Annotated in this window: 15 protein-coding genes; 10 read left to right on the forward strand and 5 right to left on the reverse strand. The window is 72.8% G+C overall.

Features of this window, described 5'->3' with window-relative positions; all coding sequences use genetic code 11:
- The first annotated feature begins 76 nt into the window (after positions 1–76).
- Positions 77–3,352, forward strand: coding sequence for a tetratricopeptide repeat protein (locus ACFWRT_RS07240; RefSeq protein WP_380950468.1), 3,276 nt, complete (start codon positions 77–79; stop codon positions 3,350–3,352).
- A 31-nt stretch (positions 3,353–3,383) separates the two neighbouring features.
- On the opposite strand, the gene ACFWRT_RS07245 is transcribed toward ACFWRT_RS07240, so the two are convergent.
- A complete protein-coding gene (locus ACFWRT_RS07245; RefSeq protein ID WP_380950469.1) occupies positions 3,384–3,617 on the reverse strand; it encodes a hypothetical protein in 234 nt (77 codons plus the stop codon).
- A 1-nt stretch (position 3,618) separates the two neighbouring features.
- Positions 3,619–4,500, reverse strand: coding sequence for a mycothiol conjugate amidase Mca (mca, locus tag ACFWRT_RS07250; protein ID WP_026241164.1), 882 nt, complete (start codon positions 4,498–4,500; stop codon positions 3,619–3,621).
- 122 nt (positions 4,501–4,622) lie between these two features.
- On the opposite strand from mca, the gene ACFWRT_RS07255 reads away from it, so the two are divergent.
- Positions 4,623–5,039 (forward strand): DUF4307 domain-containing protein, encoded by a 417-nt coding sequence (locus ACFWRT_RS07255; protein WP_380950470.1) that lies wholly within the window; start codon positions 4,623–4,625, stop codon positions 5,037–5,039.
- 202 nt (positions 5,040–5,241) lie between these two features.
- On the forward strand, positions 5,242–5,739 hold the full coding sequence (gene greA / locus ACFWRT_RS07260; protein ID WP_380950471.1) for a transcription elongation factor GreA: 498 nt from the start codon (positions 5,242–5,244) through the stop codon (positions 5,737–5,739).
- 84 nt (positions 5,740–5,823) lie between these two features.
- On the opposite strand, the gene ACFWRT_RS07265 is transcribed toward greA, so the two are convergent.
- The 3 genes from ACFWRT_RS07265 to ilvA all read right to left on the reverse strand — a co-directional run bounded on the left by ACFWRT_RS07265 (position 5,824) and on the right by ilvA (position 9,030).
- The gene (locus ACFWRT_RS07265) at positions 5,824–6,687 is read right to left on the reverse strand and encodes an ABC transporter permease (RefSeq protein ID WP_380950472.1); all 864 of its coding nucleotides are present in this window, start codon (positions 6,685–6,687) and stop codon (positions 5,824–5,826) included.
- Positions 6,684–7,667 (reverse strand): ATP-binding cassette domain-containing protein, encoded by a 984-nt coding sequence (locus tag ACFWRT_RS07270; protein ID WP_380950473.1) that lies wholly within the window; start codon positions 7,665–7,667, stop codon positions 6,684–6,686. Before ACFWRT_RS07270 ends, ACFWRT_RS07265 begins: the two co-directional genes overlap by 4 nt.
- Positions 7,668–7,800: 133 nt before the next feature.
- Complete coding sequence (gene ilvA / locus ACFWRT_RS07275; protein WP_380950474.1) at positions 7,801–9,030, reverse strand: threonine ammonia-lyase; 1,230 nt, start codon at positions 9,028–9,030, stop codon at positions 7,801–7,803.
- A 157-nt stretch (positions 9,031–9,187) separates the two neighbouring features.
- On the opposite strand from ilvA, the gene ACFWRT_RS07280 reads away from it, so the two are divergent.
- The 7 genes from ACFWRT_RS07280 to ACFWRT_RS07310 all read left to right on the forward strand — a co-directional run bounded on the left by ACFWRT_RS07280 (position 9,188) and on the right by ACFWRT_RS07310 (position 15,563).
- Positions 9,188–9,718 (forward strand): MarR family winged helix-turn-helix transcriptional regulator, encoded by a 531-nt coding sequence (locus ACFWRT_RS07280; RefSeq protein ID WP_355119060.1) that lies wholly within the window; start codon positions 9,188–9,190, stop codon positions 9,716–9,718.
- A 111-nt stretch (positions 9,719–9,829) separates the two neighbouring features.
- Complete coding sequence (locus ACFWRT_RS07285; RefSeq protein WP_380950475.1) at positions 9,830–10,678, forward strand: STAS domain-containing protein; 849 nt, start codon at positions 9,830–9,832, stop codon at positions 10,676–10,678.
- On the forward strand, positions 10,675–11,049 hold the full coding sequence (locus ACFWRT_RS07290) for an STAS domain-containing protein (protein WP_030711069.1): 375 nt from the start codon (positions 10,675–10,677) through the stop codon (positions 11,047–11,049). The genes ACFWRT_RS07285 and ACFWRT_RS07290 overlap by 4 nt, the downstream gene beginning before the upstream one ends.
- Positions 11,046–11,468 carry an ATP-binding protein gene (locus tag ACFWRT_RS07295; protein ID WP_355881183.1) on the forward strand — a complete coding sequence of 141 codons (423 nt, stop codon included), beginning with the start codon at positions 11,046–11,048 and terminating at the stop codon, positions 11,466–11,468. Before ACFWRT_RS07290 ends, ACFWRT_RS07295 begins: the two co-directional genes overlap by 4 nt.
- Positions 11,465–12,550, forward strand: a complete 1,086-nt coding sequence (locus ACFWRT_RS07300; protein WP_380950476.1) for an ATP-binding SpoIIE family protein phosphatase — start codon at positions 11,465–11,467, stop codon at positions 12,548–12,550. Before ACFWRT_RS07295 ends, ACFWRT_RS07300 begins: the two co-directional genes overlap by 4 nt.
- Positions 12,547–13,929: a sensor histidine kinase gene (locus tag ACFWRT_RS07305; protein WP_380950477.1), complete on the forward strand. Its 1,383-nt coding sequence runs from the start codon at positions 12,547–12,549 to the stop codon at positions 13,927–13,929. The genes ACFWRT_RS07300 and ACFWRT_RS07305 overlap by 4 nt, the downstream gene beginning before the upstream one ends.
- A complete protein-coding gene (locus tag ACFWRT_RS07310; protein ID WP_380950478.1) occupies positions 13,926–15,563 on the forward strand; it encodes a SpoIIE family protein phosphatase in 1,638 nt (545 codons plus the stop codon). The genes ACFWRT_RS07305 and ACFWRT_RS07310 overlap by 4 nt, the downstream gene beginning before the upstream one ends.
- Positions 15,564–15,579: the final 16 nt, after the last annotated feature.

The raw sequence follows: 15,579 nt of genomic DNA on the forward strand, positions 1-15,579 counted from the left end.
CACTTGGTCCTGCCGCCGGGGTCACCGACCTCCGGCGCCGGACGACTTCAGGTGCGGCTCTCGGAGGGGGACACACATGCGGGACAGCCATCGGGCGGACGCGACAAGGCTGTTGGTGCGGGCCGTGGAGGAGGAGGCGCGCCGCACGGGTGGCCGGACGGACTCCGGCGTGCTGATGGCGCGGGCGACGGCGGCGCTCGACACCATCGCGGCGGGTGCGGGCGAGGAGTACGCGGCGTACACGCAGGCGCTCGACGCGGCGGCCGCCGGTGACCGGCCCCTGTCGGAGCGGTTCAGCCGAGAGACCCTGGGAACGCCGCTGCTGGTGACCGGAGTTGCCGCCGTCGCCGCGTTCGGGGCGGACCTGGCGTTCGGGACGGCCGCCGGCCCCGCCCTCGGCGCGGGCGCGGTCGTCGCGGTGGCCGGCGCCGCGACGACCGTGGCGAAGGTGACCGCCTCGCACTGGCCCGCCGCCCACCGCCGTGCCGCCGCGGCCGGACAGCCGGGCGGGGCCGAGCAGTTGCGCCTCCAGTGGCTGACCGCGCTGGAGGTACGGGGCATCCGCCCGTACCTGGACCAGCAGCGGATGCTGACCCCCACCGCCCGCACCCCGAAGAAGCGAGCCGCCCCGGTGGTACGGCAGTTGCGCGGCGGCGACCGCAGCGCGGCGGCCCGCACCCGGGTCGTCCTGGAGCAGTCCTTCGGCCATCTGCCTTCCGCCGACGGGCCGTTCACCGGGCGGCGGGCCGAACTCGCCCAGATCGCCCAGTGGGTGCACGCCGCCCGTGCCGCCCCGCAGACCCGGCCGGTCGTCGTCGTGCTGCACGGCGAGCCGGGGTCCGGGCGCACCACGCTCGCGGTGCGGGCGGCGCACCAGCTCAGGGACCAGTTCCGAGGCGCCTGCGTGGTCGACCTGCGGGGCCAGGTCAGCGGGGAGAGCCCGTTGCCGACCCGGGACGCCCTGCTGCACCTCCTCAACCGCCTCGGCGCCCCCCGCGAGCAGCTCCTCTTCCGGGACGGGACCACCCCGGGAGCCCCCACCGGTGCGCAGCCGCAGCCGTACGGGAAGTCCGCGGCCGAGCAGCATGTGCGGCGCCTCGGCGAGCTGTACCACCAGCACCTCACCGGGACCCCCGTCACGATCGTGCTCGACGACGCGACCGACGCCGGGCAGGTCCGCACCCTGATCCCGGAACGCTCCGACAGCCTCGTCGTCGTCACCGCCCGGGAGCCGCTGGAGCTGCCGGAGGACGTCCCGGCCTGGGTCCACCACCTGCCGGTCGGCCCGCTGGACGCGGCGGGCGCCGAGGAGCTGCTGCGCGAGGTGGCCGGGGGCGAGGAGGCCGGTCCGTACGACTACCCGGCCACCGACGCCGTCGTGGAGCTGTGCGGCGGGCTGCCGCTGGCGCTGCGGGTGGCGGCGTCCTCGCTCGGGGCCCGTACGCGCAGCGCGCTCGCGGAGGACCTGCGCGCCTACGGTCCGGTCTCCCCGGTGGACCGGGCCCTGTGGCTGCGCTACACCGACCAGCACGAGGCGGCCCGCCGACTGCTGCGGCGGCTCGCACTGGCGGGCCGGGCCAGCCTCGGCGCGGCCGCCGCCGCCGCTCTCCTGGCGGCCGACGAGCAGGAGGCCGGGCGGCGGCTGGAGGAGCTGACCCGGGCCGGGCTGCTCACCCACGTACGGGGCTCGCGCTACCGGCTCCACGACCTCGTGAGGGGCTTCGCGCTGGCCCGGCTGCTGGATGAGGAGGAGCCGGCCGAGCGGGCCGCCGCCCATGATCGGCTGCTGACGAACTACGCGGAGCTGGCCGACGCCGTGATCCGCATGGTCGACGGGAAGATGTCGACCCGGGCCGGCCAGTTCGGCGCCCACGGCTTCGGCTCGCTGGACTCGGCGCTGCGCTGGCTGGACGACGAGTCCAGCTTCATCACCTCCGCCCTGCGCCACACCGAGGGCGTCGACCAGTCCACGGTCCTGAACCTCCTGGGCGCCCTGTGCGACTACTGCCTGCTGCGCGGGGACCTCTACCGGCTGGGCGAGATCAGCGAGCTGACCCGCTCCATCGACCAGGGCCTGCTGGAGCGGTCCGTCCAGTGGCGTACGGGGATCGCGGCCCGGCAGCTCGGCGAGCTGGACAAGGCCCGCACCACGCTCTCCTCGGTGGTCGGCCTCTACCGGGAGGCGCACAACGACGCGGGCGCGGCGCTCGCCCTCTGCTCGCTCGGCATCACCCTGCACCACCAGGGCAACCTCACCGAGGCCGCCGCCCGGCTCGGCGAGGCGCTGGAGCTCCAGGCCTCCGACGCGCAGGCCGAGGACCGGGCCTGGACCCTGCACGCGCTGGCGGCGGTCGAACGCGACCGGGGCCACCTGGCCCGCGCCCTCACCCTGCTGGACACCGCGCTCACCCTGCACCGGGAGGGCGAGTCGCTGCACGGGGAGGCGTGGACCCGCTTCCAGCTCGGCCAGGTCCGCCTGCGTACGGGAGAGGTGGCGGCGGCCGAGGAGACCCTCTCCACCGCCCTGGAGCTGTACGGCCGCACCCGCGACGGCCGAGGCGAGGCGTGGGCCATCACCCAGCTCGCCCGCGCCCGGCTGCTGGACGGCGACCCGGGGGCCGCCCTGGAGCAGCTCCGCGACGCGCTGGCCCGGCACCGGGACAACGAGGACGCGCGCGGTGAGGCGTGGACGCTGTACTACCTGGGCCAGGCGCTGGAGGAGGACGGTGACGCGGTGCAGGCCGTACGGGAGCTGGAGCGGGCCCGGACGATGTTCTCCCGGATGCGGGACGTGTACGGGCTGGCCTGCGCCCGCCACCACTCGGGCCGGGTCACCCGCGACCAGCGGGCCGCGCAGACCGGGAACCTGCGCAATTCCGGCTTCGCCCGGCAGCTCCTGATGGACGCGCGGGCGGACTTCCGGCGGATCGGGGTGGCGCACGGGGAGGCGTGGGCGTGCCTGGAGCTGGCGCTGATCGACGCGGGCAACGGCCGGGCGGCCCAGGCGTTGGCGCTGTGCGGCGAGGCGGTGGAGCTGTTCGCCTCGTACGGGGACGAGCGCGGGCGCGACTGGGCCCGGTTCCTGCGGTGCACGCTGCTGCCGTACGCCTCGCCGGGCGGCAGCGAGGTGGGCACGGTGGTGGGACAGCAGGAACTGGCGGAACTCGCCGCCGCCCACCACCCGTCCCGGGACCCCGGTCTGGAGCGGTGCGCGGAGGCGTTCGCGGTGGTGCTGGGCCGGGGCGTGGACCTGGACGACGGCTGGCAGGCCTGGCGCCTGGGCCTGATCCCCACCCGCCACTCCCGCGAGGTGATGGGCGTACCGGCCCCGACCAGCCCGTCCGGCGTTTGAGGACGGAAGCCCGCACCCCGGGGCCCCGGGCCTACTTCTTGGCCGGAGCCCCCGGGGTGCCTTCGGCGGCCTTGGCGGCGGCCGGGTCGGGCGCCTCCTCGAAGTTCACCCGCCCCATGTGCCGGTTCATCGACTTCATCAGCAGCCACACCCCGACGGCGAGGGCGGCGAAGACGAGGAAGCCGAGAACGCCGGGGGTGACCTTGTTCTTGTCGAGCTCGGCGGCGAGCGGGACGACGTGCGTCAGTGCCTGGGTCGCGTACATATCAGGCATTGTCGCGGATGCCCGCGAAGAGGTCGCTCTCGGGGAGGGAGGTATCGACGAGAGACTTGGCCAGCTCGTACTCCTCGGTCGGCCAGACCTCCCGCTGGACCTCCATCGGAACGCGGAACCAGCCGCCCTCCGGGTCGATCTGCGTGGCGTGCGCGATCAGCGCCTTGTCGCGGATCTCGAAGAACTCGTCGCAGGGAACGTGCGTGGTCAGCGTGCGCTCGACCCGCTCGAACTCCTTCCACCGCTCCAGCCACTCCCCGTACGGCGACTCCAGGCCGCGTGCGAGCAGCGCCTCGTGCAGCGCGACGGTGCGGGGCCGGTTGAAGCCCTGGTTGTAGTAGAGCTTCTTCGGCTCCCAGACCGGCCCGAACTCGTCCTCCGGGAAGGCCTCGGCGTCCGCCGCACCGTCGAACGCGATCATCGAGATCGTGTGCGTCATGATGTGGTCGGGGTGCGGGTAGCCGCCGTTCTCGTCGTACGTGGTGATGACCTGCGGCCGGAACGCGCGGATCTTCGCCACCAGCCGTCCCGCCCCGACCTGCGGGTCCTCCAGGGCGAAGCAGCCCTCGGGCAGCGGCGGCAGCGGGTCGCCCTCCGGGAGCCCGGAGTCGACGAAGCCGAGCCACTCCTGCTGGACGCCCAGGATCTCCCGGGCCTCGTCCATCTCCTTCTTGCGGACCTCGTGGATGTTCTTCTCGATGTACGCGTCGCCCTGGAGCTTCGGGTTGAGGATGGAGCCGCGCTCGCCTCCCGTGCAGGTCACGACCAGCACGTCCACCCCCTCGGACACGTACTTGGCCATGGTGGCCGCGCCCTTGCTCGACTCGTCGTCGGGGTGGGCGTGAACGGCCATCAGTCGCAGCTGCTCAGTCAAAGCTCGATCCTCAGTGATGTGGTCGCGATGTGGGGCGCGGTCGGATGACGCACGGGCGACTTCTATAGTGACCGAACGGGAAGGTGGAAAATTCCTCGTTGCCCGGACCGGAGGGAAAGATCATGACGGCGGTTCGCGAAGCCACGCCCGAGGGGCGGTACGGCAGGACCCACGATCAGCGGACGGACCGCAAGCTGAAGATCGTCGGTTCGGTGCTGGGCGTCGCGCTGCTCGGCGTGGTCGGCTGGATCGGCTGGGGATATGTGACCGGCCAGGGCATCAGCGCCGAGCTGATCAAGTTCGACATCGTCTCCGACACCCGGACCGAGGCCCACCTCGAAGTGCGCAAGGGCAGCGAGACCGACGGGCACTGCACCGTACGGGCGCTGAGCAAGGACGGCAGCGAGGTCGGCCGCAAGGAGACCCGCTTCGCCCCGGGCGCGAGCCGGATCGACGAGCTGGTGGTGATGCGGACCCGGGCGCGGGCCACCGCGGTCGAGCTCACCGGCTGCACGGCGAGCGACTCTCCCACCGGCTGACTTCTCCCCCGCACCCTTCTCCTCCCTACCCCCTCCGACCTGCGCTCTTACGGTGGCCGGTCAGTCCACCCGGACGTGTGACGGTTTACCTTCTCCCCCTTTTCCTGGGGAATTGTTAGGCTCGTGGTTTCGCCCACCCGAGGAAGCACATGCTTCCGGGTAGGGCGATGCTTTGTATTCCCAGTACCGACGAGGAGCACCTGTGACCCAGACCAGCGAAAACGTCACCTGGCTCACGCAGGAGGCGTACAACCAGCTCAAGGCCGAGCTGGAGCACCTGTCTGGTCCCGCGCGCACGGAGATCGCCGTCAAGATCGCGGCGGCCCGTGAGGAGGGTGACCTCCGGGAGAACGGCGGGTACCACGCGGCCAAGGAGGAGCAGGGCAAGATGGAGCTGCGGGTGCGCCAGCTCACCCAGCTCCTGGAGCACGCGAAGGTCGGCGAGGCGCCGGCCGACGACGGCGTGGTCGAGCCCGGCATGGTCGTGACGATCGCCTTCGACGGCGACGAGGACGACACGACGACGTTCCTGCTCGCCTCCCGCGAGTACGCCAGCTCGGACATCGAGACGTACTCCCCGCAGTCCCCGCTCGGTATCGGCGTGAACGGCAAGCGGACCGGCGACGACGCGGAGTACGAGCTGCCGAACGGCAAGACCGCCACGGTGAAGATCCTGGCGGCGAAGCCGTACACGGGCTGACGTCCGGCCCACCACGACGGAACGACACGTAGGAGCCCCGGCCTTCATCGATGAAGGCCGGGGCTCCTACGTGTCGCCGGTGGCTCAGGCGGTCGCCGAGCGGTACTTGCGGACCGCGAGCGTCCGGAAGACCACGATGATCAGGATCGACCAGAGGACCGAGGCGAGGACCGGGTGCTCCATCGGCCAGGCGCCGGTGACCGACTTCGGCACGCCCGGCATCGTGTTGCCGAAGAGCTCACGGGCGCCCGCCACCGTGGCGCTGAACGGGTTCCACTCGGCGACGTGCTGGAGGAACGTCGGCATGTTGTTGACCGGCACGAAGGCGTTCGAGATGAACGTCAGCGGGAAGAGCCAGATCAGCCCGCCGGAGGTGGCCGCCTCCGGCGTGCGTACGGAGAGCCCGATGAGGGCCCCGATCCAGGAGAACGCGTAGCCGAGCAGGAGCAGCAGCAGGAAGCCGCCGATCACCTTGCCGAGGTTCTCGTGGGTCCGCCAGCCGACGAGCAGCGCGACGCCCGCGAGCACGACGAGCGTGAGCGTGGTCTGGACGAGGTCGGCGAGCGTCCGTCCGGTCAGGACGGCGCCCCGGGCCATCGGCAGCGACCGGAAGCGGTCGATGAGCCCCTTGTGCATGTCGTCGGCGATGCCCGCTCCGGCGCCCGCGGTGGCGAAGGTGACGGTCTGGGCGAAGATGCCCGCCATCAGGAATTCCTTGTAGAGCTGCGGGTCGGTGGAGCCGCCGATGCTGATCGAGCCGCCGAAGACGTAGGTGAACAGCACCACGAACATGATCGGCTGGATCAGTCCGAAGATCAGCATCTCAGGAATCCGGGCCATGCGGATCAGATTCCGCTTGGCGACGACGAGCGAGTCCTTGGCCGACTGGACCATACCGCCGGAGGGCCGTGGGGTCAGGGCGGGAGCGTCCTTGGTGGTGGTGCTCACGGGGTCTCCTCCTTGTCCTCGTGGTCCCCGTTCTCCTCCGCTTCGGCCGCGTGGCCGGTGAGGGAGAGGAAGACGTCGTCCAGGGTCGGGCGGCGTAGCGCGATGTCGTCGATCTCCACGCCGCTGCCGTCCAGCTCGCGGATGATCTCGGCGAGCAGCTTGGCCCCGCCGCTCACCGGGACGGTCAGCTTGCGGGCGAGCCGTACGACGGTGACCTCGCCCTTGCCGAGCGAGGCGAGCACCGACCGGGCGCGCTCGATCTCGTCCGGGCGGTGGACGACGACCTCGACGCGCTCGCCGCCGGTGCGGGCCTTGAGCTCGTCGGAGGTGCCGCGGGCGATGACCTTGCCGTGGTCGATGACGCAGATGTCGTGGGCGAGGCGGTCGGCCTCCTCCAGGTACTGCGTGGTCAGCAGCAGTGTCGTACCGCCGGCCACCAGGTCCTCGATGACGTCCCAGAGCTGCTGCCGGTTGCGCGGGTCCAGGCCCGTCGTCGGCTCGTCCATGAACATCACGGGCGGCGAGACGACGAGGGCGGCCGCGAGGTCGAGGCGGCGGCGCATCCCGCCGGAGTACGTCTTGGCCGTACGGTCGGCGGCGTCGGCGAGGTTGAACCGCTCCAGCAGGACGCCCGCCCGGGCCTTCGCGTCGCGGGCGCTCATCTGGTAGAGCTGGCCGACCATCTGGAGGTTCTCGCGGCCGGTCAGGTACTCGTCGACGGCGGCGAACTGTCCGGAGAGCCCGATCGAGCGGCGTACCTCGTTGGGCTTCTTCAGGACGTCGATCCCGGCCACGAACGCGGAGCCGCTGTCGGGGCGCAGGAGGGTGGTGAGGACCCGGACGGCGGTCGTCTTGCCCGCGCCGTTGGGTCCGAGCAGCCCGAGGACGGTGCCCTCGGGTACATCGAGGTCGACTCCGTCCAGGGCTCGTACGTCGCCGAAGGTCTTGACCAGACCTTCGGCATGGATGGCACCTGGCATAGAGGGACTCCCCCGTCGCTCACGGATGACGTACTGACGTACATGTACGTGGTTTCGGGAGCGATCCTAGGATTCACCGGGCCTCACCGCGCGGTGAATAACGGGATCCGGCCACGCGTCGGGATCCGGACCGTCAGCCGATGACCCGGTAGCCCTCCGCGCGCAGCGCCGCCTCGACCTCTTCGCAGTGGCGGGGGCCCTTGGTCTCCAGGTGGAGGTCGACCTCCACCTCGGTCAGTCCGAGGCGCGGGTCGGTGCGCACATGGCCGATATCGAGCACATTGGCGTCGGCGACGGTCAGTGCCGCCAGGAGGGCGGCCAGCGCCCCCGGCCGGTCGGTGAGCCGCAGCCGCAGGCTGAGGTAGCGGCCGGCGGCGGACATCCCGTGGCGCAGGACCCGCTGCATCAGCAGCGGGTCCACGTTGCCGCCGGAGAGCACCGCCACCACCGGCCCCCGGAACGCCTCCGGGTCGCTGAGAAGTGCGGCCACCGGGCTCGCCCCGGCCGGCTCCACCACCAGCTTGGCCCGCTCCAGGCAGAGCAGCAGGGCGCTGGAGAGCTCGTTCTCGGTGACGGTGCGGACCTCGTCGACCAGCTCCTCGATCACCGCGAACGGGACGTCGCCGGGGCGCCCCACCTTGATGCCGTCGGCCATGGTGGCGGGGTTGTCCAGGGAGACCGGGTGGCCCGCGGCGAGCGAGGGCGGGTAGGCGGCGGCGCCCTCGGCCTGGACGCCGACGATCCGGATGTCGGGGCGCAGCGCCTTCACCGCGACGGCGATGCCGGCCGCGAGGCCGCCGCCGCCGATGCCGACGACGATGGTGCGGACCTCCGGGCACTGCTCCAGGATCTCCAGGCCGACCGTGCCCTGGCCCGCGATGATGTCGGGGTGGTCGAAGGGGTGGATGAAGACCGCGCCGGTCCGGTCCGCGTACTCCTGGGCGGCGGCCAGCGTCTCGTCGACGACCTGTCCGTGCAGCCGCACCTCGGCGCCGTACTCCTGGGTCGCGGCGACCTTGGGGAGCGGGGCGCCGACGGGCATGAAGACGGTGGAGCGGACGCCGAGGAGGGAGGAGGCGAGGGCGACGCCCTGGGCGTGGTTCCCGGCGCTGGCGGCGACGACCCCGGCCGCCCGCTCCACCGGGGAGAGGCCGGAGATACGGACGTACGCGCCGCGCAGTTTGAAGGAGCCGGTGCGCTGGAGGTTCTCGCACTTGAGGTGGACGGGGGCGCCGACCAGCTCGCTCAGGTGCCGGCTGCCCTCCAGGGCGGTCACTCTGGCCACCCCGGACAGCATTTTCTGCGCGCCCCGGACGTCGTCGAGGATCAGGGCCGGGTGTCGGGCGGTCGCGCGGAACGTCATGCCCGCAAGTCTTGCAGCTCGGAGCGGTCGCGGCAGACTTGTCTCATGGCGGCCTGCGGTGGTGTCCGCAGGTTTGTGCGGCACTGGTACGCGTTGCCCCGGGGCCGCGTACTCTGTCCCCCACCCATCCGACACCGCACGAAGAGAGCTTCCAGCCATGCCCCCTCAGGACATGACGACTGCTGCGTCTCCTTCCGGGGGCGCCGCCCCCGAACACCCGGGTCCCGACCGCCTGCTGGACTCCCTCCAGCACCAGGTGGCGGTCTTCGCCCGCCGTGCCGAGCAGACCCGCCTCGGCGGTGTCGGCCAGGTCCGCAACTCGATGGACCGGGCTGCCTACCTGCTGCTCAACCGCCTGGACAAGGAAGGCCCGATGGGCGTCAAGGCGCTGGCGGCCGGGATGGGGATCGACTCCTCGACCGTGACCCGGCAGGTGGCCCCGCTCGTCGACACCGGGCTGGTCAAGCGGACCTCGCACCCGGAGGACGGCCGGGCCGTCGTGCTCCAGCTCTCGCCGCGCGGCCAGGCCCGCCTGGACGAGGTCCGCGCCTCGCGGCGTGAGCTGATGTCGCAGGTGACGGACGGCTGGACGCAGGAGGAGCGGGACACCTTCTGCACGCTGCTCACCCGGTTCAACGGTTCGCTGGCCGCCCGGCAGGCCGCGCACCAGCCGCCGCAGAGCGACTGAGCCCTCTCCCCGCCCCTCTGTCGGTCCCTGCCCCCGCCGGGGGCGGGGGCCTTGCCGTACCCTTCGCGAAGAGTTGTCTGATGGATACTTTTTAGAGGTAAGGGGCGGGACGTGGCACAACAGAAGAGTCCGAAGGGTCCGGTGGAGCTGCTCACCACCGACCGGGAGAAGGTCACCGCCGCGTGGATCGACGGGGTCGCCGCATCGCTCCAGGGCCGCATCAGCAAGGCGGAGCTCGACCGGGAACTGAGAGAACTGTACGAGGCCCTCGTGACCGGGCTGGCAGCGGGCGACGAGACCCGCGGCGAGAGCCTCTCCGAGGTGCGGGCGCTGCTGACGGAACTGTCCCGCAACCGGGCCCGCCAGGGTTTCACCCCCAGCGAGACGGCGATCAGCGTACTGGCGCTGAAGCAGGCGCTGGAGCCCGCGGTGCGCAACGACTCCGCCGCGGACACCACCGCCTACCTGCGACTGGGCCGGATCCTCGACGACCTGGCCCTGTTCACCATCGAGACGTACACCCGCACCCGCGAGGAGATCATCAGCTCGCAGGCCGCCCAGCTCATGGAGCTGTCCACCCCCGTGGTGAAGCTCTGGGACGGCGTCATAGCCGTGCCCCTCGTGGGCACCCTGGACTCGGCCCGCACCCAGGTGGTGATGGAGAAGCTGCTCCAGGCGCTGGTGGACACCGGCTCCGAGCAGGCCATCATCGACATCACCGGGGTCCCCGCCGTGGACACCCAGGTCGCGCAGCACCTGCTCAAGACGGTCGTCGCGGCCCGGCTGATGGGCGCGGAGTGCACGGTCTCCGGCATCCGTCCGCAGATCGCGCAGACCATCGTGGCGCTCGGCATCGAGTTCGGTGACATCGTCACCAAGGCGACCCTCGCCGACGCCCTCCAGCACGCGCTGAAGAAGTCCGGCGTCGACCTCGTCAACCGTCAGGGCGGCCGGCGATGACCGAGCGGGTACCGGTCCTGCGGATCGGTGACATCCTCCTCGTCTCGATCCAGGTGGACCTGGAGGACCAGACGGTGCTGGACCTCCAGGAGGACCTGGCCGAGCAGATCGTCGCCCGGGCGGCCCGCGGGGTCGTCATCGACATCACCGCGGTCGAGATCGTCGACTCGTTCGTCGGCCGCATGCTGGCCACGATCGCGTCCATATCCCGGCTGCTCGACGCCGAGACCGTGGTCGTGGGCATGCGGCCCGCCGTGGCCATCACCCTCGTCGAGCTGGGGCTGTCGCTGGGCGGAGTGCGTACGGCGCTCGACCTGGAGAAGGGACTCGCGCTGCTGCGCCGGTCTGCGACCGGTGCGGAACTGCCGTGACCGTCCCCTGGGCGGTGGAGGCACCACCGCAGACACAGCCGATCACCCAGAACGACGACGTCGTCCGCTCCCGCCAGCAGGTCCGCGCGTTCGCGCAGGCGTGCCGGCTCTCCCTGGTCGACCAGACGAAGTTCATCACCGCCGCCAGCGAACTCGCCCGCAACACCCTGGTGTACGGCGGCGGCGGCGAGATGCGCGCCGGAGCGGTGGAACGGCACGGGCGGCGCGGGGTCGCGGCCGTCTTCGAGGACTCCGGGCCCGGCATCCCCGACACCGAACTGGCCCTCACCGACGGCTGGACCTCCGGCGGCGGGCTCGGGCTGGGGCTGAGCGGGGCCCGACGGCTGGTCGACGAGTTCTTCCTCGACACCGAGGTGGGCCGCGGCACCACCGTCACCATCATCAAGTGGGCACGATGACGACGTTGGCCGTCCTGGACCACGAGGACGTGGAGTGGTTCCGCGCCGCCGACGAGATGCCCTCGGCGGCCCGGGGGGCCGCCGCCACCCTGGCCCGGCGCATCGGACTGGACGCCTACCGGTCCTCCGAAGTCGCCCTCGCCGTCACCGAGGCCGCGACCAACCTCCAGCGCCACGCCAGCGACGGCGCGCTGCTCCTGCGCGTCCTGCGCACCCCGGAGCAGGCGGGCGTCGAGTTCGTCACCGTGGACACCGGCCCCGGCATGGCCGATGTCCAGGCGGCGCTGTCGGACGGCGCGTCCTCGGCCGGGACGCTGGGCATCGGGCTCGGCGCGGTGGCCCGGCTCGCCGACGCCTTCGACATCCACTCCCTGCCGGGCCGGGGCACGGTCATGGCCGCGCAGTTCTGGGCGCGCGGGGCCGGGGCGGCGCCCACCGGCGGGGTGCCGTCGGTGGCCTCGGGGCTGACCCGGCCCATCAGCGGCGAGACGAGCTGCGGTGACGCCTGGGCCGTACGCGTGGACGAAGGCGGTACGGAGGGGTCCCGGCCGTCCGCCGGCGGCTCCGCCCCGTCCGCCGAGCCGGCGATCCTGGTCATGCTCTGCGACGGACTGGGCCACGGACCGCTCGCCGCGCTCGCCGCCGAGGCGGCGGTGGCCGCGTTCCGGCGGAGCACGGCCCGCCACCCGGAGGGCCTGCTGCGCGACATCCACGCGGCACTGCGCGGTACCCGGGGCGGCGCGGTGGCGGTGGCCCGGATCGAGCCGGGCCGGGGGCGGCTCCTCTACTGCGGCATCGGCAACGTGAGCGGCGTCCTGCTCGGCCCCGAGTCGCGCAACGGCCTGCTCTCCGCACCGGGCATCGTCGGGCAGCAGATGCGGAGCCTGCGCACCTTCGAGCTGCCGTTGAAGCCGGGCGGCGCGCTGGTCATGCACTCCGACGGGCTGACCGAGCGGTGGAAGGCCGACGACCTGCCCGGCCTGCTCCGGCACAGCCCGGCCGTGATGGCGGGCCAACTGCTGCGCGAGGCCGGGGTCCGCCGCGACGACGCGGGGATCGTGGTCGTCAAGGGGGCCTGGTGAGCGGGGGCGCACCGGACCCGGCCACCCTCGCCGCGTACGAACTCACCACGGCGCAGGACGTCTTCGCCCTGCGCCGCACCGGTCAGAGCGCGGCGGCGGCCCTGGGCATGGACCGCCAGGACCAGGTGCGCCTCGCCACCGCGCTGAGCGAGCTGGGCCGCGACCGGCTCGGCTGCGCGGGCCTGACCGTGTCCTTCGCCCTGCCGGCGGGCCCGGAGCCGGTGCTCCGCGTCGTCTTCGCGTGGACCGGCGGTACGAAGGCGGATCCCGATCTCGAACCGGCAGCCCGGCTCCTGCACCGCGTCCGCCACGAACCCGCCGCCCCGGGGGGACGGATCGTCGCCGAGCACCCGCTGCCCGCGGGCTGGGCGGACGGCCCGGACGCGCGGCGCGGGGTGCGGGAGGCGCTGAGCCGGCACGCCTCCCCGACCCTCGCCGACGACCTGCGCTCCCAGACCCGCGACCTGATCACCGCCCTGGAGGAGACCCGGGCACAGCGCGAGGAGATGCGCCGGCTCAACGAGGAGCTGGAGGAGACCAACCGCGGCGTCCTGGCCCTCTACACCGAGCTGTCGCAGGAGCTGGAGGAGACCAACAGCGGGGTGGTGGCCCTCCACGCCGAGCTGGAGGAGAAGTCCGCGCGGCTGCGCGAGACCAGCGAGGCCAAGACGCGGTTCTGGCGCAACATCAGCCATGAGCTGCGTACCCCGGTGAACGCGGTGGTGGCCCTCACCCGGCTGCTGCTGGCCCCCGGCTCCGCCCCGCTCACCGACGAGCAGCGCCGGCAGCTCTCCCTCATCGACGCCTCCGGGCAGTCCCTGCTCTCGCTGGTCGGCGACCTGCTGGACGTGGCGAAGGCGGAGGCGGGCCAACTGGAGATCACCGCGGCGCCGACCGATCTGCGGGCGCTGCTGGCCCAGTTGGGTGCGGTGATGCGCGGTACGGGAGCGCCCGGCGTCACCCTGCTGATGCCCGAGACCGCCGCCTTCCCGGTGGCGGTCACCGATGAGGCCCTGCTGACGCGGATCCTGCGCAACCTGCTCTCCAACGCCCTGAAGTTCACCGAGGAGGGCGAGGTCCGGCTGGAGTTCCGGGTGGATCCCCCGTGGATGGCCTTCACCGTCACCGATACCGGGGTCGGCATCCCGAAGGACGAACTGGCCCGGGTGTTCGAGGAGTTCTACCAGGTACGCGGGCCGCTCCAGCGGGCCCACCGGGGCACCGGCCTCGGACTCCCCTACGCCCGGACCCTCACCGAACTCCTCGGCGGCACCCTCCGGTTGTCGAGCACCCCCGGAGCGGGTACCCGGGTGGAGGTCGAGCTGCCCTTCGTGCCCGCCCCCCTGCCGTCCGCACCCGCCCCGGAGACCGACCCGTGACCGACACCGCCCGCGACGACAGCGCGCCAGGAACCGTCCTGGTGATCGACGACGACGAGACCAACCGCTACATCCTCACGAGCTGGCTCACCCGCGCCGGGCACACGGTCGTCGGCGCGGCCGACGGCACCGAGGGGCTGGCCCTGCTCGCGTCGGCCGACTGCCCGCTGCCGGAAGCGGCCGTCATCGACGTACAGCTCCCGGACATGACCGGCTTCGAGGTCTGCGAGCGGATCAAGGCCGACGCGCGCACCGCCTATCTGCCGGTCATCCACGTCTCGGCCGTCGCCGTCAACGCCGAGGACCACACGGAGGGGCTCAGCCGGGGCGCGGACGCCTATCTGGACCAGCCCATCGACCCGGACGAGTTCCTGGCCACCGTGACGGCCGCGCTGCGCTACGCGCGGGCCCGGCGCCGGGCGGAGCAGCTGACCCTGCGGCTGGCCGCGCTGAACCGGGCGACCCTGGACGTGTACCGCGCCGTCGGCTTCCACTCCTTCAGCGCCGCGGCGACCGGTGGCGCCGCCGCCCTGATGTCCGCGCCCGCCACCGCGGTCTTCCTGAGCCCGCAAGGACAGCCGGTGCACAGCCACGCCGCAGGACCGGACGCGGTCCCGCTGTCCGGGCCGGCCGGCCCCGAGCTGCTGGACCGGCTGGCCTCCTTCTCGCTCGGCGCCGACACCGGCATCGAGGTCACGTCGGTACCGGAGGGCCGCTGGAAGGCGCTGCTGCCGCTCGACCCGATCGAGGGTGACGTCGTCCTGGTGGTGGCCAGGACCAAGCGCAACCGGCCGCCCGTCTGCGTCGCCGTACCCGCCGAAGCGGCCCGCACCACCGACGAGCGCGAACTCCTCCAGCAGCTCGTCAACGCCTGCGCGCTGGCCCTGGAGGCGCTGCGCACCTTCAACGAGGAGCACGCCCTCGCGCTCGCCCTCCAGCGCACCTTCCTGCCGGACCGGCTGCCGTCCGTGCCGGGCGTCTCCCTCGCCGTGCGCTACCTCCCGGCCTCCGACCACGCCGAGATCGGCGGCGACTTCTACGAGGCCCTGGAGACGCCGGACGGGCTGCTCCTGGCCATCGGGGACGTGGCCGGGCACTCACTGGTCGCCGCGACGGTCATGGGCGAGATCCGGCACGCGCTGCGCGCCTACGCCCTGGAGGGCCACCCGCCGCACCACGTCCTGGAGCGGCTCGACGCCCTCCTCGCCCACACCCGGCCCGGCCTCACCGTGACGCTCTGCCTCGTCCTGGTCGACCCGGACGGCAGCCGGATCCACGTCGCCAACGCCGGTCACATCCCGCCCCTGCTGCTCGCCCCCGACGGTGGTGCCGCCTACCTCCACGAGCACGGCCCGCTGCTGGGCCTGCGCCTCCCGCATCCGCCGGCCCGCGTCCACCCGGTCGCCCCGGACACCCGCGTCCTGCTGTTCACCGACGGCCTGGTGGAGGTGCGCACCCAGAACCTCGACGACAGCCTGGAGGCGTTCCGTACGGCGACGCTGGAGGGCCCCCGGGAGCTGGAGGCGCTCTGCGACGTGCTCCTCGGCGCGTTCGGCGAGGACAAGGAGGACGACATCGCGCTGCTCGCCCTCCAGCTCGACGACGCCCCGGACCCGTCACGTCGGCCCTCTTGACCGCACGCGGGTGCCG

It is taken from the genome of Streptomyces cyaneofuscatus, from assembly GCF_042718795.1.
In the GTDB taxonomy this organism is placed as follows: Bacteria; Actinomycetota; Actinomycetes; order Streptomycetales; family Streptomycetaceae; genus Streptomyces; species Streptomyces cyaneofuscatus_A.